Genomic DNA, 243 nt, shown 5'->3' with positions numbered 1-243 from the left:
CGAAGAGCTGCGACGTGATCGCGCGTGTCGTGCCGCTCGTGATCGGATCGAGTACCTGCAGCGTGTACGTGCCCGTGCGCATCGCGCCCGTGAGCGGATCGACCTCTTGCCCGTCGCCACTCGGCGGCGCAGCAATGTAGGGGTTCGTCCCGCCGCGCACGCTCGTGAGCACGAGCGCGTCGCTGCTGTCTGCGCCGTTCCGAATCCGCAGGCGATAGTTGAGCGTCGTCGCCATCGTCGCCT

1 protein-coding gene is annotated in these 243 nt (G+C 67.9%); it reads right to left on the bottom strand.

Going from position 1 to position 243, the window contains the following annotated elements:
• A partial coding sequence (locus EOD29_RS34370) for a hypothetical protein (protein ID WP_164764073.1) occupies positions 1 to 235 on the bottom strand: 235 nt, incomplete at its 3' end.
• Positions 236 to 243: the final 8 nt, after the last annotated feature.

It is taken from the genome of Mesorhizobium sp. M1A.T.Ca.IN.004.03.1.1, from assembly GCF_003997555.1.
Classification (GTDB): domain Bacteria; phylum Pseudomonadota; class Alphaproteobacteria; order Rhizobiales; family Rhizobiaceae; genus Mesorhizobium.
The sequence above is the reverse complement of the archived record's forward strand: the minus strand, read 5'-3'. Positions and strand labels throughout refer to the sequence as shown.